19 protein-coding genes are annotated in these 23,720 nt (G+C 53.8%); 14 read left to right on the top strand and 5 right to left on the bottom strand.

Going from position 1 to position 23,720, the window contains the following annotated elements; genetic code table 11:
• Positions 1–44 precede the first annotated feature (44 nt).
• From V3851_RS02935 to holA, 4 genes are all read left to right on the top strand, one after another.
• On the top strand, positions 45–2,747 hold the full coding sequence (locus tag V3851_RS02935) for a ComEC/Rec2 family competence protein (RefSeq protein WP_331844976.1): 2,703 nt from the start codon (positions 45–47) through the stop codon (positions 2,745–2,747).
• A 203-nt stretch (positions 2,748–2,950) separates the two neighbouring features.
• Positions 2,951–3,499 (top strand): RNA polymerase sigma factor, encoded by a 549-nt coding sequence (locus V3851_RS02930; RefSeq protein WP_331844975.1) that lies wholly within the window; start codon positions 2,951–2,953, stop codon positions 3,497–3,499.
• Positions 3,496–4,752 carry a zf-HC2 domain-containing protein gene (locus V3851_RS02925; RefSeq protein ID WP_331844974.1) on the top strand — a complete coding sequence of 419 codons (1,257 nt, stop codon included), beginning with the start codon at positions 3,496–3,498 and terminating at the stop codon, positions 4,750–4,752. Before V3851_RS02930 ends, V3851_RS02925 begins: the two co-directional genes overlap by 4 nt.
• Positions 4,753–5,081: 329 nt before the next feature.
• Positions 5,082–6,104 carry a DNA polymerase III subunit delta gene (gene holA / locus V3851_RS02920; RefSeq protein ID WP_331844973.1) on the top strand — a complete coding sequence of 341 codons (1,023 nt, stop codon included), beginning with the start codon at positions 5,082–5,084 and terminating at the stop codon, positions 6,102–6,104.
• Positions 6,105–6,420: 316 nt separating this feature from the next.
• Here holA and rpsT read toward each other — a convergent pair whose 3' ends face one another.
• Positions 6,421–6,693: a 30S ribosomal protein S20 gene (rpsT, locus tag V3851_RS02915; RefSeq protein ID WP_331844972.1), complete on the bottom strand. Its 273-nt coding sequence runs from the start codon at positions 6,691–6,693 to the stop codon at positions 6,421–6,423.
• Between the two features lie 172 nt (positions 6,694–6,865).
• On the opposite strand from rpsT, the gene gpr reads away from it, so the two are divergent.
• From gpr to V3851_RS02895, 4 genes are all read left to right on the top strand, one after another.
• Positions 6,866–7,879, top strand: a complete 1,014-nt coding sequence (gpr, locus tag V3851_RS02910) for a GPR endopeptidase (RefSeq protein WP_331844971.1) — start codon at positions 6,866–6,868, stop codon at positions 7,877–7,879.
• A 209-nt stretch (positions 7,880–8,088) separates the two neighbouring features.
• Positions 8,089–9,387 carry a stage II sporulation protein P gene (locus tag V3851_RS02905; protein WP_331844970.1) on the top strand — a complete coding sequence of 433 codons (1,299 nt, stop codon included), beginning with the start codon at positions 8,089–8,091 and terminating at the stop codon, positions 9,385–9,387.
• A 37-nt stretch (positions 9,388–9,424) separates the two neighbouring features.
• Positions 9,425–9,949, top strand: a complete 525-nt coding sequence (locus V3851_RS02900) for a hypothetical protein (protein WP_414859247.1) — start codon at positions 9,425–9,427, stop codon at positions 9,947–9,949.
• 117 nt (positions 9,950–10,066) lie between these two features.
• Positions 10,067–11,128 (top strand): LacI family DNA-binding transcriptional regulator, encoded by a 1,062-nt coding sequence (locus tag V3851_RS02895; protein ID WP_331844969.1) that lies wholly within the window; start codon positions 10,067–10,069, stop codon positions 11,126–11,128.
• Positions 11,129–11,199: 71 nt separating this feature from the next.
• Here V3851_RS02895 and V3851_RS02890 read toward each other — a convergent pair whose 3' ends face one another.
• From V3851_RS02890 to V3851_RS02875, 4 genes are all read right to left on the bottom strand, one after another.
• Positions 11,200–12,372 (bottom strand): glycoside hydrolase family 130 protein, encoded by a 1,173-nt coding sequence (locus V3851_RS02890; RefSeq protein WP_331844968.1) that lies wholly within the window; start codon positions 12,370–12,372, stop codon positions 11,200–11,202.
• Between the two features lie 39 nt (positions 12,373–12,411).
• On the bottom strand, positions 12,412–13,602 hold the full coding sequence (locus V3851_RS02885; RefSeq protein ID WP_331844967.1) for an AGE family epimerase/isomerase: 1,191 nt from the start codon (positions 13,600–13,602) through the stop codon (positions 12,412–12,414).
• Between the two features lie 18 nt (positions 13,603–13,620).
• A complete protein-coding gene (locus V3851_RS02880) occupies positions 13,621–14,547 on the bottom strand; it encodes a glycoside hydrolase family 113 (RefSeq protein ID WP_331844966.1) in 927 nt (308 codons plus the stop codon).
• Positions 14,548–14,820: 273 nt separating this feature from the next.
• Complete coding sequence (locus tag V3851_RS02875; protein ID WP_331844965.1) at positions 14,821–15,837, bottom strand: substrate-binding domain-containing protein; 1,017 nt, start codon at positions 15,835–15,837, stop codon at positions 14,821–14,823.
• Between the two features lie 253 nt (positions 15,838–16,090).
• Between V3851_RS02875 and V3851_RS02870 the strand changes: the two genes are divergently transcribed.
• The 6 genes from V3851_RS02870 (at position 16,091) to V3851_RS02845 (ending at position 23,478) form a co-directional block, all read left to right on the top strand.
• On the top strand, positions 16,091–17,443 hold the full coding sequence (locus V3851_RS02870) for an ABC transporter substrate-binding protein (RefSeq protein ID WP_331844964.1): 1,353 nt from the start codon (positions 16,091–16,093) through the stop codon (positions 17,441–17,443).
• Positions 17,444–17,559: 116 nt separating this feature from the next.
• On the top strand, positions 17,560–18,435 hold the full coding sequence (locus V3851_RS02865) for a carbohydrate ABC transporter permease (RefSeq protein ID WP_331844963.1): 876 nt from the start codon (positions 17,560–17,562) through the stop codon (positions 18,433–18,435).
• 1 nt (position 18,436) lies between these two features.
• On the top strand, positions 18,437–19,270 hold the full coding sequence (locus V3851_RS02860; RefSeq protein WP_331844962.1) for a carbohydrate ABC transporter permease: 834 nt from the start codon (positions 18,437–18,439) through the stop codon (positions 19,268–19,270).
• Between the two features lie 35 nt (positions 19,271–19,305).
• Positions 19,306–20,328, top strand: coding sequence for a glycoside hydrolase family 130 protein (locus V3851_RS02855; protein ID WP_331844961.1), 1,023 nt, complete (start codon positions 19,306–19,308; stop codon positions 20,326–20,328).
• Positions 20,329–20,411: 83 nt separating this feature from the next.
• On the top strand, positions 20,412–21,368 hold the full coding sequence (locus tag V3851_RS02850) for an alpha/beta fold hydrolase (protein WP_331844960.1): 957 nt from the start codon (positions 20,412–20,414) through the stop codon (positions 21,366–21,368).
• Between the two features lie 28 nt (positions 21,369–21,396).
• Entirely contained in the window at positions 21,397–23,478 is a 2,082-nt protein-coding gene (locus tag V3851_RS02845; protein ID WP_331844959.1) for a methyl-accepting chemotaxis protein, read from the top strand.
• Positions 23,479–23,720: the final 242 nt, after the last annotated feature.

Below are 23,720 nucleotides of genomic sequence, written 5' to 3'. Positions count from 1 at the left end.
TTGTGCGTTTCGGTGGTTACAAGTTTAGGGATCGGGGGATGCTCATGGAGCGCAGACCTTTGGCGGTAATCGCCTGCTGCTGGATCGCCGGCAGCGGCTTGTCCTGCCTTTATGACGGAACAACGTTCTGGCTGCTTTGGAGCGGTCTGACGTTAATAGCACCTTTGTTTGCCGTCGTCGGACGCTTGTCCTGGAAACGCCTGCTCGTTCTGTGGCTGGCCTTTTCGCTAGGAGCGGCGTATTGGGCTTATAATGACGGCAGAAACATCAGCGGCATCGGAGCTAAGCTGGAGCAAGAGTACAGCGGCATAATATCTTTGGCAGCGGACCCGGGTTTGGAAGCCGAAGAGATCCCGATCCGGATGGAAGGGACGATCGTGTCACCGGTGGAGATAGACGGGGATCGCGCCGATTTCACCCTGAAGCTGAGCGGATACGAATTTGCCGGTGGAGAGGGGGAAGCGCCCGGAGGAAGCGGTAAAGCCGTGAAGAAGGAATTTAAATACGCGAGCAGGGAAAAGATTGCGGTTCAAGTACGCCTGGCTTCTCAAGATGAACTTGCCGTTGCGGCTTCCTGGAAACGCGGCCGCAAGCTTGCCATAAGCGGAACCTTGGAGGCTCCGTCCACGGCGAGAAACTTCGGCGGATTCGATTACCGCAATTATTTGCGGCACCAGCGGATTCATTGGCTGCTGAAGGCGGCCGGCGCTTCCGCCGTGACGGCCGGGGAAAACCAAAGCTTCAGCATATCCCTCATGCTAGGAAAGATCGACGATTTACGGACAAGCCTAGGGAATCGTGTGGGAGAGCTATTTCCGGACTGGCAGGCCGGGTACATGAAGGGGCTGATCATCGGGCTGGCGGATGAACTGGAGCCGGAGAAATATACCCAGTTTACCAATCTGGGACTTACGCATATTCTGGCGATCTCAGGCAGCCATGTGGCCATCAATGTTGGCCTGCTGTTCGGCCTGCTTCGCTTATGCCGGATCACCCGTGAGACCTCACTGTGGATCGTCATGGTTTTTGTCCCGGCTTATGTGCTGCTGACCGGTTTCACCCCCTCGGTGATCCGCTCGGGGATCATGACGATGCTCGGCCTTTACCTCATGCGCCGGCGTCTGCTGAAGGACGGACTGAACGTGCTGTCGGCCGCCGCCCTGCTCATGCTGATATGGGACCCCTATTATCTTTTGAATGTCAGTTTTCAATTGTCTTTTGCGGTTACGGCCGGGCTGATCTTGTTTGTTCCGCTTCTGTCTCCTTATCTCCGCTGGCTGCCCGAGCGGCTGCGCGGTGCGACGGCCATAACGGTCGCGGCCCAGCTTGTTTCTTATCCCTTAACGATCTTTTACTTTAACCAGTTCTCCCTGCTTTCGTTGGCGGCGAATATGGTGATCGTCCCCCTAGTCAGTCTGGTCGCGCTCCCGCTAGGTACCGCCGCTCTGCTGGCGAGCGGGCTTTGGCTCCCCTTGGGGCAGTGGATCGCCTATCCCGTGCGTCTGATCAATTCGCTCACCTTTGTTGCCGCCGAATGGTTGAACGGGCGCAGCGGATTTATGACCTATTGGAAATCTCCGTCGCTTCTCTGGATCGCCGCCTTTTATCTCCTGACCTACGGGCTTCTTTTCCGCTCGGCGCGAAAAAAGGCCCGGCAGGAGCGCGATCTAGCCGCCGGAGACGATACGGTACCGTTGCCGCCTCTTTCGGGCGGAAAAGGCGGGCAACCGAAATCGAATCCGAAATCGGCGTTCCCCTCTCTATGGCTCCAAACATCCTGGAAGGACGTCTCAATAACCGCGGGGTTGGCGGCGGGATTGTTCGCGTTGATCTTCTCCGGATATCAGCCCGCCAATGCGAAGGGAATCGGTCATGTCCAATTTATCGATGTCGGACAAGGAGATTGTGCGCTGATCACGACGCCGGAGGGGGTCAATATCCTGGTTGACGGCGGCGGAACCGTCTCGTTCCGCAAAGCTTCGGACGCCTGGCGCGACCGTAAAGAGCCGTTCGAGGTCGGCGCCAAAACGGTAGTCCCTTTGCTCAAAAAACGGGGAATTCACCGCTTGGACGCAATTATATTGACCCATGGCGATCAGGACCATGTTGGAGGGCTGCGAGCGGTAGTCGAACAGTTCCCGGTCGGGGCGCTGATTCTGAACGGCAGCCTGGCGGACTCCGCTACCATGAATAAACTAATGTCCGCCGCCCTCGTTCGGGATATTCCGATCTACGCCGCCCATGCGGGGATGAGGCTTATGCCGGATCATGCCACCGTGCTGCAATTTTTGGCACCGCCCGCGGAGCCGGGAGAACCGGGACAAGCAGGCCAAACGGGCGAAGCGGAAATCTTCTATGACAAAGACCAGAATCACCGGTCATTGGTTTTCCGGCTTGATATGGACGGAGCCTCATTTCTTTTTACGGGCGATATGGATATCGCGGCGGAGGGAACCGTGCTGGACAGCCTGAGTACTGCCGGGCCGGCGGCAGAGCGGGTCGACGTCATGAAGGTGGCTCATCATGGAAGCAAGACGTCAACCTCCGAGGAGTGGCTTGCGTATTTCAACCCGGCCGTGTCGGTGATCTCCGTCGGGGCGTCCAACAGCTACGGGCATCCGAATCCGGGGGTTTTGGAGCGGCTAGCCGTGGCGGGCAGCGGAATTTACCGGACCGACCGGGCCGGAGAAATTCAGATGAAGGTTACCGGGAGCGAAATTTTAGTCAGGACCAAGCTGGGGCGTTGACAGTTTTTTGAACCGGCGATAAAGTACGACAAAGGGCGCGGATGACGCGTCCCCTTTTTTTTGGTATTCTAAGGTGAGATTGTAGACAGAAGAGTTAGCTTATTCATACCTTTTACCTATATTTGACGTAAAAAATAGTAACAACATTGCAACATATCGAAGGACGATCACGTCTATAAGGTTGCAAGGAAGGGGGAGCCTTTGTGGTGGAGCAAGGACTCATCAGAGCCGCTCAAACGGGCGATCGCGACGCTCTAATCACCCTATTGCGAGAAATAGAGACTCATGTGTACCGTACGGCTTACTACATTTTAAACAATGAACAAGATGCTATGGACGCTGCCCAGGAAGCGTTGATTCGGATTTATACCAAAATCGGCTCCTATGAGGAGAAAGCCCAGTTCAAAACCTGGGTCCAGCGGATCGTGACCAACATCTGCATCGACAAATTCCGGAGAACGAAGCCGACCGTTTCGATTGAAGAGCATGAAATGGTGTTTCAGGGGAACGAGAGCGTCGAGAAGGAAGTGATGTCCGGTTATTTGGCGCAGGACATCCGTGAAGCGATCGACCAGCTCCCGGAGCATCACCGCACGGTCGTTGTGCTGAGGTACTTGCAGGATTTCTCTTATAACGAAATTGCCGACTGCTTGAATTTGCCGCTGAATACGGTGAAATCCTATTTATTCAGGGCCAGGCAGCAGCTGCAACATTTACTCCAAGATTATCAGAAAGGTGGTGTATCAGGATGAAATGCTCGGAGGCGGTGGAATGGATGCATCGTTATATTGACCATGATCTGAGCGAGGAAGAAAGCTCGCTTCTGTTTGAACATATGCGGAGCTGCAAGGATTGCTCAGAAAAATTCGCGCTGCTTACCGAACTTTCGGCCAAGTTGGAAGATCTGCCGAAAGTGACCCCGCGCTTTAGTCTGGTCGATGCGATTATGCCTCAGCTCGACGAGATCGACCGGGCGCGGAAGGAAGGCGGCAGTGCGGCGGAAGATGTGCCGGGCACGATGGTGGCCGTGCAGGACGAGAATACCGGAGCTAGCGGTCGGGTCGACCGGAGCGAACGCCGGATGAGAAGCCGGGCTTATCGTACCGGCGCCTTGGGATTGGCCGCGGCGGTAGTGCTGGGCGTATTTATTTACCAGTACGAGCCCCGCGAGGTCCCGAACGCGGAAATTGCCTCCAACACGGCGTACGACAAGGATAACTCCAGTACCGGAAGTTCCGCTTCGACGGACGAGGCCGCTAACGACAGCCCGACATTGTTCACGGAACAATTGGACGGCGAAAGCGGCTCCAATGCGCAGAACGGCGCGAACAAGCCGGCGGCGGATACCGAGACTCAGCCCGAAAGCCCCGGCAATGCGGGCGGATCGGAACTGAAAGCTCCCGCGAACAACGGAGAGAAGGACGATCAGGCGGTTCCGGACCGGTCCGGGGATGATGCGGTTCCCGCGGAGGCCGATTCGAAGGCTCCGGCGGAGGATCGGGCGGAGCCGAAGCCTGCGCAGTCCGGCTCTCCGAACGATAGCGTGACCCCGCCGAAGGAGAGTGAAGTCCCGGATCAGGAGGCTTTGGTCGAGACGGGCGATGTCGTAGGGAGCTTCAAATCGACCCCGCAAAGCCCGGCCGAGGATAGCATGGCCGATAGCAGATTGATGGGCATCACTAACTTTACGGTGGCTTTAAATCAGTGGACGTCTCCTGACGGCACCTATATGGCCGAATTCAAGGACGGATATCTGTTCGTATACCGGAACGATTTCGAGGGCTATACCCTGCTAACGGATAGGGAAATTGACGGCAGTTGGGTAAAGGGAGAGTGGTCCGAGGACGGCAAAACGTTTACGTACGAAACGGAGAAGGACGGAAAGACATCCACGCATACCGTGGACCCACTGGAAAATGCGAAGCAGGGGGAACCGGCGGAAACCGCCGATCCGGCGCAGCCGGAGGGCAATTCCGGTTCGAATGCCTCGGCGAACCAGCCTTAACCGAGAAGTCGATCCGCCAATTTTGACAAAAAATCAAAAAAATATGGTTTTCGGCACAGTCACCTTTTCGAGAGATATGGAATAGGTTATAAATAAATAGAGACAAAGACGGATAGACCCTGATCGTCGTATGACCGCCGGCGGGAAAGTTTCTAGAGCTTTTCAGCCCGCGTTTATATAGATGCTCCGGGACAAAGGGATCTTTTGCGATTAGGCGGAGGTCCCTTTGTTGCGTTATAACCTTGATTACTTGGAGTTGGGAGATAATTAAAGTATCATAATAGAAGTGCGATAAAGTTGAAATTAGTGAAATGTAAGGGAGATGCCGGATGGACGTAAAAGCAGCGGTCAAGCAACTGAAGCAGGGGCAGGTCTCCCCGTTGTATTTATGCTACGGAACGGAGAAATATCAAATCAAGGAATTTATCGGCCTGCTGGAGGAGCGTGTGATCGACCGGGGCCAGCGGGACTTTGCGGTGGCTGTGTACGATCTGTCCGATACTCCGGTGGAGGCTGTCATCGAGGAGGCCGAGACGCTGCCTTTTCTGGTGGAGCGCAAGCTGATCATCGTGAACGATTCGTCCCTATTTACGGCCGGCAAGGATGGCGGCAAGATTGAGCATAAAGTCGAGGCGCTTCTATCATATATCGATAATCCGGCGGAGCACAGCGTCATCGTGTTCGTCGTAGCCGGTGAAAAACTGGACGAGCGCAAAAAGGTCGTCAAGGCGATGAAGGCGGCGGCAACGGTGCTCGCGTTCATGCCGCTGGGCGGGAGCGAGCTGACCCAGTGGGTCGTACGCGAGGTAGAGAAGCGCGGTTCCCGGATCGGCCGGGAGGCCGCCGAGGCGCTGATCGCGGCCTGCGGCGTACAGATGTCGGCGCTTGCTGTCGAAGTGGACAAGCTGTGCTTGTACGCCGGCGAGGGGGGCATGATCGATACGGCGGTCATCGATCAATTGGTCGCCCGCACCACAGAGCAGAATGTGTTCGCGATGGTCGAGCATATCGCCGGGCTCAAATTGGAGCCGGCGCTGGACATTTTCTACGAGCTGCTGAAGCAGCGCGAAGAACCGATCAAAATCGCCGCCCTGATCGCCCGGCAATTCAGGATAATGCTGCAGGTCAAGGAGCTGGCGCGGCAAAGTTATTCCCAGCAGCAGATCGCCTCGCAGCTCGGATTGCACCCCTATGCGGTCAAAATTGCCGGGGAGCAGGCCCGGAAATTCGAGCCCGCACGGTTGAAGCGCATATTGTCCGATCTGGCCCAGCTCGACTATCAGATGAAGAGCGGCGGGATTGACAAGGTGCTGGGCTTGGAGTTGTTTTTGCTGAAGCTCGGGGCCGCTTAAGGAAAGCGGAGTTAAATTAACTGGAAAACCTCCAGTTAATTTTGAGGTTTTGCCCGAAACATGATAAATAACTGGATAACCTGCAGTTAATTTGCTCGTCCGGGCCTCATATTCGCAACTTTGGCTAAATTAACTGTAGGAAATCCCGTTAATTGATCAACGCAAAGGAAACTTGGCAAAATAACTGGATATAATCCAGTTAATCTTCCTAAGCATAAACCGGAGCACCTAGTAATCGGGAATCTATAGGTAATCAAAAAGACCTGAACGATATTCGTTCAGGTCTCTTTGAGCTTAAGTTTATAAATAGCGACGCTTACGCCTCGGACGTAAGGGCGTTCAATTTTTTAGCCAAGCGGGATTTCTTGCGGGCAGCTGCGTTCTTATGGATCAAACCTTTAGTAACGGCTTTGTCCAATTTTTTGGAAGCAGCGGCGAAAGCAGCTTTGGCTGTGTCCACTTCGTTGTTTGCCAGAGCGGTGTCGGCAGCTTTAACTACCGTACGCAGAGCGGACTTTTGCGAAGCGTTCAGCGCGCGGCGCTTGTCGTTAGTTTTCACACGTTTGATTGCGGATTTAATGTTTGGCATTGCATTCACCTCCTGTAAAGCATATATCATCCCAGATGATTCACAACTTAAAACATTTTATCATGCCCCCCGCCAAAATGCAATCAGTTCCTAAGAAACTAAGATCAGGTGAATAAACGCCTTACTTCTCCGCACACTAAAAGACAATCGAGGAAAAGGAGGTCATCATAACATGAATCTGGATTTGCGGAATTATTCCGTCCGGACCGATTTGGCCGTGGAATCGAAGGAGTTGGCCGAGACCGCCTACGGCGGGCCGGTGCCGGGCCTGAACGAGCAGGTCGAGGAGCAAGACGGGATCAAGATCACCCGCCTGGACATCACGGATGAAGCGGCATCGCGCCGGATCGGCAAAATGCTCGGACATTACATTACGATCGAGGTTCCGGGTTTACGGAGTCAGGACAGCGATTTGCAGGAAAAGGTGTCGGCCGCGTTTGCCAAGGAATTCGGCGCTTTCCTGTCCAAGATCGGCATTGCCGAAGGTGCCAAGGTGCTGATCGTCGGACTCGGCAACTGGAACGTAACCCCGGATGCGCTGGGACCGCTGGTGGTGGAGAATGTGCTGGTGACCCGTCACTTCTTCGAACTGGCTCCGGACCAAGTGTCGCCGGGCTACCGGGAAGTCAGCGCGGTTGCCCCGGGGGTGCTTGGCGTTACCGGCATCGAGTCGAGCGAGGTCGTCCAGGGGATCGTGGACCGAACCAAGCCGGACCTCATTATCGCGATCGACGCGCTGGCCGCGAGAAGCCTGGAGCGGGTCAATACAACCGTCCAGATCGCCGATATCGGCATTCATCCCGGCTCGGGCATCGGCAACAAGCGCCGGGGGCTGACCCAGGAGATTTTAGGCGTTCCGTGCATCGCGATCGGCGTTCCTACCGTTTGCTATGCCTCGACGATCGTCAACAACGTATTCGACCTCATGAAACGGCATTTTGACGAAGAGACCGGCCAAGAGCAGGGGCAGACGAAACAGATCCTCGGCCTGATGACCGAGCTCAGCGAAAACGAACGGCTCGGGCTCGTCAAAGAGGTGCTCCAACCGCTTGGACATGACCTCATCGTTACCCCGAAGGAGATCGATGAGTTTATCGAGGATATCGCCAACGTGATCGCAAGCGGGCTGAATCTGGCGCTGCATGAGGCCGTAAATCCCGATAACGTCGCCACGTACACGCATTAGTAAAGTCGGGCGGTTTACGGCCACCTTAGGCTGCAGAAGTCTGTACAATGCGGGCCGCGGCAGTACTTCCCCCTTCTATGAAGTTCGCAATCTAGCGGACTTCTTTCTTTTTGTGAGAATCCCAAGTTCTAACCTCCTCGCTAGGTTCATAGATTTGGAGTAAAAGAGATTCGAGCCTTGGAGATACCGGCTGGAGGAGGACAAGCAAAATGAAATTCAGAGCATGGAACATCGGAAAAATGAAGCGGAGTTTGCTGCAGGTGTTGGCGATGGGACGAACCTTTCTATTGATGGCGATCATGTCGGTCATATTTTTTATATTGCTCGGAACCTTCGGCATTGCCGAGAAGAATCTGAACACTTCGCCCGTTTCGTCCATGAAAGGATTGGCGGCGTCCCTGTCGAGCCGATTCTTTATCGAAATGGTCGGCATGGAGCTGCCGCATTCGGTCAGCGAGCAGCAAAGTCCCGCCTTTTCGGGCAAGCAGATGTCCCAGTTTGTGTTTCAGCTGTTGACCAATGTGAACCCGTCCGACCCGAAAAGCCTGATCGCCCGGGAGGTCCCGGGCCTCGGCGCGGACAGCCCCATCCTGCTGCGGACCGGGTCGGGCAATACGACCGTACAGGCGCCGGAAGATTACCGTCCGGGCACGGGCGCTCAAGGCAGCGGGCCCGATCATCCCGAGTCGGAAGGCGGCGACCATTCTGGTGAAGACGGCTCGTATCCTTCCAAGCCCGCGGATGAAGGCGCGGCCAATCCCCCTACCGGCGGTCAGGCCGGGGAGGAAGACGATGCGACCGCGATCAAGCCGGGAAACAAAAATATCGTGATGATCTATCATTCCCATCCGCAGGAATCCTACAATCCGCTGATCGGCGCGAATATCGACAATCCCAGCTCGGCCGAGAAAACGAAAAGCGTCGGGCTGGTCGGGGATTTTCTCACGAAGGAGCTGGAGCGGAAAGGGGTGGCCACACTGCATACTTACGAGAATTATTCGGCTTCCAAAAGTAATTACAGCTACAATTATTCATATAAATATTCCAGACAGACCGTAAAAACGGCGATGGCCGAAAACGGCAAATTGCAATATTTCCTCGACATTCACCGGGACTCGCAGCGACATGATAAGACGACGACCGATATCGCCGGAAAATCCTACGCTCAGGTTTACTTTATTATCGGCCATGCCAATGAGAACTGGCGGGAGAACGAAGCTTTTGCCAGTTCGATTCATGAGCGGCTGGAACAGTCGTATCCCGGGATCTCGCGCGGTATATGGGGGAAAACGAGCGCCCAAGGCAACGGGGAATACAATCAATCCTTGTCCCCGAACAGCATATTGATTGAAATCGGGGGCATCGACAATACGGCGGAGGAGCTCGAACGGACGTCCAAGGTGTTGGCGGGAATCATCGCGGACCTTTATTGGGAAGGTCAGGAAGCGGAGAAGGCGGGCTCTTTAAGTCAGGGTGCGCAGAGCAGCTCAAGCAATTCAAAATCGTAGCGCGAACACGTGAATATACGAAAGGAGCGGGGTTCTAGTGGCCAAAATGTTGCGGAGAACGATGTTGTACGGTATTTTGCTGGTGGCCGGCGTCACGCTGGGCATGCAGATGTCGGAACCGGGGCCGGTGGAGACCGGGTTGGAGCAGAACGGTTCATGGACACCGGCCGCAGGAGCCGGCTGGCCAAATTACAATCCTTACAGCGGCGCAGCCCAGCCTTCCTATGGGAACCCCGCGGGTCAAACCGGCAACAACGGTATGGTTTGGTATGGGAACGGATATGGAGCTCAAGGCGTAACTCCGGGCGGGACCGTGAACGGAGTTCCGGGCGGAATCCAAGGCGGATATAACGCAGCGGGAAACGGCACGATGTATGACGACAGCTATTATTACGGGCAAATGAGCGGCGAAACGACGCAAACGCCCGCCGATCTGCTCCTGCCCCAGCCGGAAAGCCCGGCGGTGGACCGGTTTGCGGACAAGACGGCGCAACTGCTTCAGCAGGTGTCCCGCAAAAGCATTCACTGGTTTGCTTCCTGGTTCGGACCGTCACCGGAATAATTTCCGGAATAATTTTAGTAAAAACCTTAAAATCGAATGTATCCCCGCAGCCGAGTTTGTTATAATGAAGTTAGCATAAGAAATTAAATTGTTAGTGTGTGCGGGGGTATTGTGAAGTTGAAAAAAGTTACGATGCAGCAAATCGCCGACCATTTGGGCGTATCCAAATTCGTTGTGTCCAAGGCGCTTTCGGGCAAGGGCGGAGTGAACGAGACGACGAAAAACCGGGTTATTCAAGCCGCCTCCCAGCTCGGTTATTTCGCGCAGAAAAACGCCTATATGAAAAATCAATCCTTTGCCCAGCAGTCTCCCGTTGCCGCCGGAAAGCAATCGGTTATAGTGCTGATGCCCAATATCCGCTTTCAGACGAAGGATTCCCTTTACTGGGGCAAGATACTGGAGGGTGTTTCCGCGGAATTGGAGGCCCGGGGAATCGGCATGGTGATCGTTTCGGATTCCCGGGTCGATCATTTTAGTCATGTCCTGAATCCCGGCGGTATTCTCGGCCTGATCGGCGTGGGGCAAATCGATACCTCTTTGCTGCTTGAAGTGCACCGGCTCGGCATTCCCATGGTGTTGGTCGATCATGAGGACGGGCTGATTCCTACCGATACGGTGTTCGCCAACAACGGGGACAGTATTTTCCGTCTGTGCAATCATTTGATCGGTCTGGGGCATACGCGGCTTCATTTTATCGGCAACATCCGATTTTCGCGCAGCTTCCGCGACCGCTGGGCCGGCTTCCGGGAAGCTCTGGAGGAGAACGGGTTGGAAACTCCCGCCGTCGATGATCCGATGCTGCTGCTAAACGGGGTGGATACGGGCGAATTCGTCTCGGACTTTGAGGAATGGCTACTCGCCCGCAAGAAAGCCCGGCGAATGCCTACCGCACTCGTCTGCGCCAACGATTCGATTGCAATCCGCGTGGAGCAGGTGCTGAAGAAAGTCGGTATCGAAGTACCTGCCCAGATGACGGTGACGGGCTTTGACAATATCGACGATGCGTTTCGCAGCGACCCGCCGATCACCACGATTCATGTGCCGAAGGAAGCGATGGGGCGGAGGGCGGTTATTAAGCTGATCGAGCGGATCGAGCATCCCGAGCAGGCAATCGAGAAAATGCTTGTCGCCGCCGAACTCGTTCACCGCGATTCCTCTGTGGCCCCGTCCGGGACATAGACAATACATTAAAAAAGATGCTCCATGGCGGATTGCCGCCGCGGAGCATCTTTTTTACTATATACATTTTATTATTTCAAAGATAAATTCCGGTTAATCAAATCGATTCTTTGCTCCACGCAGGCGAAAGAACGCATAGCGTCCTCCGGCGTATTCACTACGTAATCGAGCAGCTGGTCAACGGTCGTGGTGGCGACGTGAACCCGGGTATCGGAGGATGCGTAGTAGATGTAAACGTCCCCGTTGTCAGTAGCGATGACGCCGTTGCAGAACACGACATTGGACACGTCGCCGACGCGTTCTTCGCCTTCCGGCGCGATCAGGTGGCCGCCCGGGCGGTGCGTTACTTCGTACGGCTTCTCCAGGTCGGAGAGGAACGCGTAGAGCACGTATCTGAGACCCGCCGCCGTATTGCGCACCCCATGGGCGATATGCAGCCAGCCGCGCTCGGTTTTGATCGGCGCCGGACCTTGGCCGTTCTTCACTTCTTTGATCGTATGATAATAACGTTCATCGATGATGATTTCTTTCTTGATCACGGCGTTCTCGATCGTTTCGGACAACCCCCAGCCGATGCCGCCGCCGGAGCCGGTATCGATGAAGCCGTCCTGCGGACGGGTATAGAACGCGTACTTCCCGTCCACGAATTCCGGATGGAGCACGACGTTGCGCTGCTGCGGGGACGCGGTTTTCAGATCGGCCAGGCGCTCCCAGGTAACGAGATCCTTGGTCCGGGCGATCCCGCATTGGGCAACGGCGCTGGAGAGATCGCCGCGCGGCGCATCCGGATCTTTCCGCTCCGTGCAGAACAGGCCGTAGATCCAGCCGTCCTCATGCTTGACCAGCCGCATGTCGTACACGTTCGTGTCGGGTTCGTCCGTTTCCGGCAAGACGACCGGACGGTCCCAGAAGCGGAACCCGTCGACGCCGTTGTCGCTCTCCGCCACCGCAAAGAACGATTTGCGGTCCACGCCTTCCACGCGGGCCACGAGATAGAATTTCCCGTTCAGCTCGATTGCGCCCGGGTTAAACACGCCGTTGACGCCGAGGCGTTCCATGAAATACGGGTTTGTGTCCGGGTTGAAATCGTACTTCCAAACCAGCGGGGCATGCTCGGCCGTCAGCACCGGGTATTTGTATCTGTTGTAAACGCCGTTTCCCAAAGGGGAGATTTCGTTAGGACGGTTAATTAACGCTTCGTAGCGCTCCGTAAGCTGCTGCTTTCTTTCCTCGAATAAATTCATGTTTGTTCCTCCAAATGAATGAATTATTACTGCTCTAATTTAGTGCCCAAGGCGCTCCAGCATTTCCAGGCAAGCCCGGCTGTTGTGGTAAGGGCATTTCCATGGGCTGACTTTCGGCTCGCGCGCGAGCGGTTTGCCTTCACTGTCCACGCCCCAGTACCATTCGCCGTTCTTTTTGTCCACAATGTAAGATTGGATAAATTCCCACGAATGGGCGGCGGCGCTTCTGAATTTGTTGTCGCCGGTCATTTGGTAGGCGTTGTAGAATCCGACCATCGCCTCCGCCTGCGGCCACCAGTCCTTGTTCGTGTCGGTCAGGCCGTTCTCGTCGGCTTCGTTCCAGATTCCGCCGTCCTTGTCGATACCGCCTGCATATACGGCTTCGGCCATCGCGGTCGCCGTTTGCTTCACGCGCTCAAGCAACGCTTGCTCGCCAAGTACTTCGGCCGCTTCGACGAGGAGCCAGCTGCCTTCGATGTCATGGCCGTAGGAAATATGATGGCTCTTCACTTGCCAAGCTTCATCGAAGAACAGCCAGAACCGGGCATTCTCCGGATCGATGATATGATCCAGCGTCACCTCGATCAGCTCGGCCAGGCTGTGTTTTAGTTCCGGCGTTTTCCATACCCGATACAGATTCGTGTAGGCTTCAAGCACGTGGAGATGGGTATTCATCGATTTCTTCTCATTCAAATCTTTGTCGCTCAGGCTGAGGTCGCCCGTCTGCTTCCAATCGCGGGACAAAGCCTCGATATAGCCTTTATATTCGGAATCGTAGCTGTATTTCTCCAGCAATCGGTAGAGCTCGACGGCCAGATCCAGGGCCTCTTTATGGCCGGTTGCCCGGTGATATTCCGCCAAGGCGTAGATGACAAAGGCCTGGCCGTACACTTGTTTCTTGTCCTGAACGGGCTTGCCCAGATAATCGACCATCCAGAACAGGCCGCCGTGCTCGCGGTCGAGGAAATGACTCAGCAAATAGTCGTAAGCGCGCTCCGCCATTTTCAAGTATTCATTGGAAGGATAAAGACGATGTGCGGACGCAAAGGTCCACAAAATCCGGGCGTTGAGCACAAGCCCTTTGTCCGCTTTGCTGTTAGTTACCAGATTCTGATCGATCCCGCCGATAAAACCGCCATGCTCATTATCGATCGTATGGTCGATCCAAAATTGCAAGATGTTATCTTGAAGTTCCGTTTGCAGCTGTTCTTTCCATTGTTGTTTATCCACAGGTGTATTTCCTCCTTGTTATTTGGTAGTGCCGAGCTTGGCGGCGTAGGCCTCGGCCACGACGGCTTCCGCTTCCTTGCCGTACACGCAGTAACCGTAGTCTTCGCCCGCCTGCCCGCGCTCGTATAGCTGCGCCGGCCAATCCCACAGCATAAAGCCGCGCACCCAGTCGCGCCGGCTGCATTTTTCGAACATCGTGCGGTAGAAGTCGGCCTGCTCGGCCTGATTCGCCTCTCCGCGCAGCGTCCAGTCGTTCGGAATCGCGGCGGAACCCGTCCGGCTCGGACAGCCCGCCTCCATGAAGATGAACGGCTTGTTGTAGCGTTTGACGACGTCTTCTATCCGGTCGAGCTGCCGGTCCCAATCCGAGGCCGGATAGTATCCGCTCGAGCTGATCAGGTCGAGGTCGTCCCACCATGTCACGTTGTCTTCCTGATATTTGTCGCAATTATAGGTAACGAGACCGCCGTATACCTTGCGGACTTCCGCAATCAGGGCCCGCCATTCGGCCTCGCGCCGGTCGGTCTGCACCATTTCGCAGCCGATACACAGCATTTCACAGCCGGTTTCCTCGGCAATTTGCGCGAAATGAAGAATGTAAGCCCGATAGGAGGCGAACCAATCGGACCATTTGGGCTCGCATGGCACGTCCTTGTCGAAAAAGTTGATATGCGCTCGCCATGTACCGTCCGCACAATTGACGATGGGCTTCAAGCAAACGTGAAGCCCGAGCAATTTCGCTTGACGGATCGCCCATTTCACTTCGTCATCCGTTACCGTCGGCTTTTGCCAATAGGGGATCTCCGTTGAGAAGGCTGTGGCCTGAAGAGCGGCGAAAGCGATCGCCGTCCAATTGCTGCCCGTCGTCCGGACCATGGCCTCCATCGAGGCTGCGGCCCGGTCGTTGGCCCAGGTGCCCCGGGTGCCCATGAATCCCCAAGTCATGCCCGCCACGTATGGTTCTAGTTGTTCTATTTTTTCCACCTCGCAGTATCGAAGGATGCTGATAGTTTTTACTTTGTTATCATTTGTTAGATAATATAATAACAAAATATCTACCTTATGTTTAATATAAATCCAAACGCCGAGCGATTTCAACTCTTTTAATTTATAGGTTTGTTATAATTTCCATTCCTGTTTAAGAACAAAAAAACCGCCGGAACCGGCGGTTATAAATTTGAAGCGATATAATTGACTATTAGCTAACGAAGTTTGTTATCATTTGGCGGAGTCCAATTTGCGAACGGAATCACGGAAAATAATCTTGCCTTGCACCATCACCCTGCCGTTTCGGCGGTTAGGGTTCGATACCTTTTCCATAATCGATTTGACGGCCGTCCGGGCCATTTGCTCGATGTCGACCTCCATGGTCGTCAGCGGGGGAGAGGTCAATGTTGCGTAAATGTCGTTATCGAAGCCGACGACGGAGCAATCTTCCGGAACCCGGTAGCCGTGATCGTTAAGCCGTTCGCACAGGTTGTAAGCCACCTGGTCGCAGTTGCAGACGAAGGCGGTGGGCATTTTCTCCGGCAGCTCGATCTCGATAAACTTGCCTCGTTCATCCCGGTCGCTAAGCAGCATGCGGTCTTCGAACACAAGCCCGTGCTCGAGCAGAGATTTATAGTAGCCAAGGAAACGATCCTGAATGCTGCTAGTGGAATAAATGTTGCCGACATAAGCAATATCGCGATGCCCGCAATGTATCAAATAATTCGTCAATTCATAAGCCCCGTAAAAGTTGTCCGTGACGATCGAATCGATCTCCGCATGCTCATCGTAAAAGTCGAGAAACAGCTTGGGCAATTCCATATTTTCGACGGTTTCGATATATTTCTTGCTGACCTGGCCGAGGATGATGATTCCATCGACCCTGTTTTCACTGTAAAGCCGCGGGAAATTAAGCTCCTCTTCGTCTTCGCTGCTCAAAATATTTAAAATCCCGAAGTAGCCGTAATGGTCCAGATGAACGGCAATTTGCTGGTAAACGCGAAGGTAGAAGGAATCGTTCAATCCGGTAAACCGCTCCGGTATCATGACCCCTATATTATAAGAAAGTCCCTCTTTGATCGATTTGGCCGCGGAATTAAAACGGTAGCCCATTTCGCCCGCGACCTTTTTGATCTTTAGCTTCAGGCTATCGCTCACGCCTTCTTTATCATTAAGCGCTTTGGATACCGTTACGCTGCTGACCCCCAATTTATCCGCGATATCCTTCATCGTTATATTATTTTTCATTAACTTAATTCACCGTCCTGTTGAACTTGAATGCAGGAATCAGCCTGGATGTCTAAGTTCAGTATACATTATAAAGCTAATAAATAAAAAGCGACTAAAGTTATTAATTGATATGAAAATAACTTGTAACTTTACAATATAATATTCAAAGGGAAAATGTAAATATATTCATTGACTAGTAAGCGCATTCAATATAGAATGTAAACGTAGTTTATCGATAACTTAATTTATTAAGTCGAAAGGGGTTAAAAAAGTGAAGAGAAACAAAGTAATGATTAGCTGCCTGGCATTGGTGCTCGTGCTGACGATGCTTGCCGGATGTTCTTCCAAGAACAACGCCTCGGGCGGCGACGCATCGAACAATGCCTCGGGCAGCAACAGCGCGCAGACGGAAACAACGGGGAATAGCCTCTCCGGAGAGATCACCGTTCTGACGCAAAGAACGGATATCGTGGATACGGTATTCAAGAAATATGCGGCTGAATTCAACAAACAGTATCCCGACGTTAAAGTAAATTTCCAGGCTTTATCCGATTATGAAGGCCAAATCACGGTACGTATGAACTCCGATGATTACGGGGATGTGCTGCTCCTGCCGACCAGCATTCCGCTGGCCGATACGCCGGAATTTTTCGAACCGCTCGGCGACTTCTCGGAATTGAGCAAGGAATACATCGGCTTGGAAGAAAGAGTGGTTGACGGAAAGGCTTACGGCATTCCGATCGCCGTCAACTTCTCCGGCATTCTGTATAACAAGAAGGTGTTCGAAGACGCCGGCGTAACTACGGCGCCGAGAACTCCGGCCGAATTCATCGACGCGTTGCGGAAGATTAAAGAGAAAGGCGACGCCATTCCGCTGTACACGAACTATGCCGACAGTTGGCCGCTGACGCAATGGGAAGCCGTACTGACTACCGTGGCGGGCAGCGTTGACTATGTAAACGTGGAGCAGCCAAACACCGACGACAACTTCGTTGCCGGAAAGCCGCATTATGAGCTTTACAAAGTGATGTACGACGCAGCCAAAGAAGGCTTGATCGAAGCCGACCCGACGACGACGAACTGGGAAGCTTCCAAAGCCGACATGGCCAACGGCAAAATCGGCGCCATGGTGCTCGGTTCCTGGGCGATCGGACAAGTTCAGGGGCTGGCCGCGAATCCTAGCGACATTGCTTACATGCCGTTCCCGACCAACGCCAGCGAAGTCATCATGCCATTGGCCGACGATTATACGCTCGGCATCAGCAAACACAGCAAAAACAAAGAAGCGGCAAGAGCATGGATCGACTGGTTCATCAAGGAATCCGGCTATCCGACGGAACAAGCCGGCGGCATGAGCCCGGTTGTCGGCGCGCCGCTTCCGGAAACGCTGAAACAATTCGAAGGCACGGATGTCAAATTCGAACTGCAAACTCCGGCCCAAGCGGGTCAAGAAGGCTTGGTCGACAAGATCGACAAGGATGCCGAAATCGGCCTCTGGCAGCCTGAGTTCAAGAAACGCATCATCGAAGCCGCGATCGGCAATTTGAACGAATCCTATGACGACATCATGAAGGACCTGAATGACGCATGGGTGGAATCGCGCGCGAAAGTAATGAGCGAATAATAGCGTTCAACGGTTTATCCAAATAGAAACAGGGAAACGCACAGCTCGTGCGTTTCCCTTATATTGACTTGCAGAGACAGAAACCATATGCGGCAAGACCATTGGAGGTGTGAGTGGTGTTCAAAAATTTAAGCTATAAAACCCAGAGAAAGGTCATCATCATCGCCTTCTCGATTATTCCGGTCGCCTTATTGTTCACTTTCGCATATCTGCCTGTATTTAATATGTTTAAATACAGCTTTACCGACTGGAACGGGTACAGTAAGCATTACGATTACGTAGGATTCGAAAACTACAAAACGATATTCACGGATCCCAAATATTTTACCGTATTTAAAGTCAGCTTGTATTATTTCCTCGGTTCTTTTGTGCAGTTGGGACTCGCTTTATATTTTGCTACCATTTTAAGCTTTAAAGTCCGGTTCAAAAACTTCTTTAAAGGAGTATTGTTCTTTCCTTACCTTTTAAATGGAGTTGCTATCGGTTTTATCTTTCTGTTCTTCTTCAGACCAGACGGTACGCTTGATACTTTAATGCAATTTATAGGCCTCGGCGATTATACGCAAGGCTGGCTGCTGAATCCGAAAATCATTAATATTTCGCTTGCCGGCGCTTCCCTCTGGAGATACATGGGCTTCAATTTTATTATTTTTCTGGGCGCGATCTCCTCGATCGGCAAGGACGTGTATGAAGCCGCGGATATTGACGGAGCCAACCGCTGGCATCAATTCCGGCACATCATCCTTCCCAGCATCAAGAGCATCGTGCAGTTGAATCTGATTTTGGCTATTAGCGGCGCGATCAGCGCTTTCGATATTCCATATATTATGACCGGCGGTTCCAACGGAAGTAACACATTCGTTATTCAAACCGTAACCACCGCGTTCAAGTACAACAAGCTTGGCCTTGCCTCCGCCATGGCCGTCGTTCTGTTGTTCATCGTTATTATCGTAACCCTGCTGCAGAAGCTGCTGATTAAGGAGGAGAAGTAGAATGTACAGACTTAAATATGCGGCGGCGAATCTCGTCAAGTATGCCAGTTTGCTGCTTGGCGCTTTTGCGGCGCTTATTCCTATCGTCGTCGTTCTGTTCGCTTCCTTCAAGACGAATAAGGAATACGGCGATTCCAGCCCGCTCGCTCCTCCGGACAGCTGGCTTAATTTCGATAACTATACCAAAGCGTTCACCAATGGGAAAATGTTGCTCGGTTTCGGAAATACGGTCATTATCGTCGTTGTGTCAATTATCGGCGCCACGCTGATCGGTTCCATGATCGCCTATGTCCTGAACCGCTTTAAATTCCGCGGCAACAAGCTGCTGATGGGCGCTTTCCTGCTGGCAACCTTGATTCCGAGCGTAACGACGCAGGTTGCGACATTCCGGATCATCAACTTCTTCCATTTGGTCGACACCCGGTTTGCTCCGATTTTACTGTACCTCGGTACCGATATCATCGCCGTTTATATCTTTATTCAATTCCTGGAGTCCATTTCGGAATCGCTGGATGAATCGGCCATGCTCGACGGGGCTTCCTACTTTACGATCTATTGGCGCATCATTTTGCCGCTGCTCGCTCCGGCGATCGTGACGGTGATTATCGTGAAGGGCGTAAATATTTATAACGACTTTTATACCCCGTTCCTGTATATGCCGAGCGAGGATTTGCAGGTACTGTCGACCGCGCTGTTTAAATTCAAAGGTCCGTACGGCTCGCAATGGGAAGTCATTTGCGCGGGAATCATGATTACGATTGTTCCGATCCTTATCGTATTTTTGGCGCTGCAGAAATATATTTATAACGGATTCGCCCAAGGATCGGTTAAATAATCTTTTTATTTTTTATCATGAAAGGAGATTGTTACATGTCAACAGTCAAAATTATTGGAGCAAACCTGCCGAATATCCCTTGGCAGAATAAGCCTGCGGATGCGGTCGGTCCGGTATGGAGACACGCCGAAAATCCGGTCATCGGCAGAAATCCCGTAAAAGGAATCGCCCGCATTTTCAACAGCGCGGTAGTGCCTTATGAAGGAAGCTTTGTCGGCGTGTTCCGCGCCGAAACGATCAACGGGCGGCCACATCTGCATTTGGGCCGGAGTGAAGACGGATTGAACTGGAGCATCGAAGAGGAGCGGATTCCTTTCGTCGATGAGGAAGGAAAGCCTTTTCAGCCGAATTATGCGTACGACCCCCGCTTGGTCAAGGTCGAGGATGCTTACTATATTATCTGGTGCACGGATTTTTACGGAGCTTCGATCGGCGTGGCGAAAACGACCGATTTCAAAACGTTCGTCCGCTTGGAGAATCCGTTCCTTCCGTTTAACCGCAACGGCGTGTTGTTCCCGCGTAAAATTAACGGCAATTTCGTCATGCTGTCCCGTCCGAGCGACAGCGGCCACACGCCGTTCGGCGATGTGTTCCTGAGCGAAAGCCCCGACTTCGTATATTGGGGCAAACACCGGCATGTCATGACCAAAGGCGGCCAAGGCTGGTGGCAATCCGTCAAAATCGGCGGCGGTCCCGCCCCGATCGAAACGACGGAAGGCTGGCTTATGTTCTACCACGGCGTGACCGGAACTTGCAATGGCCTCGTCTACAGTATGGGCGCGGTGATTCTCGACAAGGACGAACCTTCCAAAGTAAAATACCGCTCCAGCACCTATGTATTGACGCCGGAGGAATGGTACGAAGAACGGGGCTTCGTTCCGAACGTCGTGTTCCCATGTGCAACTTTGACCGATGCGGAAAGCGGTAAAATCGCCATTTATTACGGCGCCGCGGATACTTATGTCGGGGTTGCCTATACGACGGTTCAGGACATCGTCGATTATGTTAAAGCGACCCATGAAAACGTGGGCGATGACGCGGAAATCGGCAGAATGTAATACGACGGGTGCATAACAATTTGCGAGAACGGATAATTCGGCTGTGGATTTATCCGTTTTCGACTTTTTGGGAGGGAAAATAGATGGCGAACGATAAAGTGGAAGATTTGTTGAAGTATAAGGGAATCAGTCCCAAGCCGCAGGACTTCGACGCTTATTGGGACCGGGCTTTGAAGGAGCTGGATGCCCAGCCGCTGGATTACGAGCTCGTCGAGGCGGATTTTCAGACTCCGCTGGCGGCATGCTATCATCTTTATTTTACCGGCGTCGGCGGAGCCAGAGTGCATGCCAAATATGCCAAGCCTAGGCAAGCTCGCGGGAAAGGCCCCGGCCTGGCGCTGTTCCACGGCTACCATACCGGCAGCGGCGACTGGTCCGACAAGGCGTCGTACGCCGCGTACGGCATCACCGTCATCGCGATGGACTGCCGGGGGCAGGGCGGGCTTTCCGAGGACAATCTGACCGCCAAGGGGACGACCTTGAAAGGCCATATTATCCGCGGGCTTGATGAAGAAGATCCGGACAAAATGTATTTCCGGAATGTGTTTCTCGACTTGGCGCAAACGGTGCGGATTCTCATGTCCATGGAACAGGTCGACGAAGACAGGATCGCGGTTCACGGCTGCTCGCAAGGCGGCGCCTTGACGGTGGCCTGCGCGGCTTTGGAACCGAGAGTGCGTCTGGCGATTCCGGTATATCCGTTCCTGACGGATTACAAGAAAGCGTGGGAAATGGATATCACCTCCTCCGCTTACGAAGAGATCGCCTACTACTTCCGCTTCATGGATCCGCTGCATCGGCGGGAGGAGGAGGTCTTCAACAAGCTCGGGTATATCGATATCCAGAACCTGGCGGGCCGCATCCGGGCGCGGGTCGTGTTCGTAACGGGGCTGGCCGATACGGTCTGCCCGCCATATACGCAATTTGCGACTTATAACAAAATCAAGTCCGACAAAGAGCTGGTCGTCTATCACGAATACGGTCATGAATATTTGCCTTATTTGGGTGATCGGGTGCTGCAAGAGCTGCTGAAGCTGTAACATATCGGATTCATAAGGGGGAAGCAGGATGAAGAGCCATCCGCCGAAAGAGGAAAAGCGCCCGTTTGTCCGGCTAAGCGGCTTTGGGATTCATCCCGGCAAATCGGTAGGCGCGCGGCTGTTTTTCATTTTCTTTTTTGCCATGTTGGCCTTCGTCTTGAGCCTGGGCCTCGTCTCTTATCAAATGTCGAAGCGTACGATCGAGCAGAACGCCGTGCTCTCCAACCGGCAGACGGTGAACCAGACCGCGGAGAAGCTGGATCTGACGCTGCGGCGATACGAAGACTCCCTCCAACAAAGCCTGTTCGGCGGCGAGATCCAGGATCTGGTGAGGAAGGGCTCCCTGAAGAGTACGGATGCCCGGCAGCAGATCGTCATTAAACAGAAGCTGACCTCGGCGCTGGGCAATTGGGCCTTCTCCAATTCCGGGGTGCTCGGCGTCTGCCTGATCCCGGAAAGCGACGCGATGCAGAGCGTTACATCCGGAATGACAGAGGAAGGATTCCTGAAAAGCGCTAAAGAGGCGGAGTGGTTCCGGGAGGCGCTGGCCGCCGGCGGTTCGGTCTGGATGGCGGGGAGCGCGGCCGGGGAAGGGCAGGGAACTTCTTCGGCATTTCATCTGGTGAAGGCGCTTCCCGGCTCCGGCAGGGAGGGCTATGTCATCGTCGCTAATATCAAGACTTCGATATTGACCGAAGAACTGAATAAAATCAATCTCGGTGGTCAATCGACGGTTCAACTCGTTGCGGAGGATCACCGCCTGATCGCCTCATCCGCCGAAGCCGGACAAGCCGGATACGAAGACATGCTCGGTACGGCCGCTACAGGAGAGGATGGCAGCGTCCGGGGGACGAACGCCGCCGGGGAGAATATGTTGACGGTATACGGTACGCTCGGTTCCACCGGCTGGAAGCTGGTTAATGTCATTCCGGTCGGGGAACTGGTGAAGGATGCGAAGAAGATTCTGCTGACTACATACCTGACCGCCATCGTTGTGGCCTTTCTTGCGGTATTCGTCGGATTGTGGATGGCCCGCACGATCGCCGGCCCGCTTAACAGGATGAAAGAACTGATGCGGCAAGCGGCAAAGGGGGATTTGCGGGTACGGATGACGCGGCGGAGCCGCGACGAAATCGGCGAATTGTCGCTTTCGTTTAACGAGATGTTGGACCAGATCACGGCGCTGGTGGACCAGACCGGCGGAACGGCGCTGGAGGTGCTGGAGACGGCGTACGAGCTGGGCGAAATTTCTCGCAAAACGGCCGGCGCCGCCAAAGAGATCGCGGGCGCGACGGAACAGATTGCCGCGGGAGCGTCGAGCATGGCCCAGGAAGCGGAGCGCGGCAGCGATCTCACCGGGCAAATGTCCGGCCGCATCGGCGAATTTGTCGCGGCGAACCGCGAGATGAGCGGCGCCGCGGCCGATGTGGGGTCATCCAGTGAACGCGGCATCGGGCAGCTTCTGTCGCTGGAGCGGGAAGCCGATCTTACCGGACGGAAGACGGAAGCGTTGGTGGATAAGGTGAACGGCTTGAAAGCTGCGACACTATCGGTACTTAAGGTGCTTGACGTGATGCAAAATATTACCAACCGGACGAGCATCTTATCTTTGAACGCCTCTATTGAAGCGGCAAGAGCCGGAGCGTCCGGCAAAGGCTTCATGGTCGTTGCCGGCGAGATTCGCGCATTGGCCGAGCAATCGAGGGAATCGATCGACATGGTCGGCCGGATTGCCGACGGCATCATGAATGAAATGAATGAAACGGTCCAGGCGCTGTCCGAGGTGACGCCTCAGTTTGACAGACAACGGGAGGCGGTTCGGGAGACGAACGGCATCTTCCATGACGTCCGGGAGCGGATGGAGGCGTTCATCGTCCGCCTGACCGAGGTGACGGCTTCCGTCGGGCAACTGGAGGAAGCACAGCTGATCCTGTCGGATTCCATGAGCAATGTCAGTGCCGTAGCGGAGCAATCTTCCGCGGCTTCCGAGGAAGTGGCCTCTTTAAGCGGCGAGCAGCAGGCGGTGAGCGAACAGCTGGTGCAGCTGTCGGGCAAGCTGGAGCTGGCATCGGTCAGGCTTAAAGAGAAGCTGTCGCTGTTTAAGCTGTGATCTTAAGATGCAGGAGACAATCCTCGCCGGCGGGCGGGGATGCTCCTGTTTTTTCATATTTAAACCGGACATAGAATATCCCAAACTTCAATGTTATAATGTGGTGGATTAAGCGACGAACGAATCATTTTCTTTCTTCGGGACATCGCTATACAGATAAGGCGGAGATATTCGCCGGGGACGCGCCGATTGATGCCTCCCTTTGCACCTGATATAATAAATTGATTGTACTTCAAGGATTT

Source organism: Paenibacillus haidiansis (assembly GCF_036553665.1).
GTDB lineage: Bacteria > Bacillota > Bacilli > Paenibacillales > Paenibacillaceae > Fontibacillus > Fontibacillus haidiansis.
This window is presented reverse-complemented; position numbering and strand designations above follow the sequence as displayed.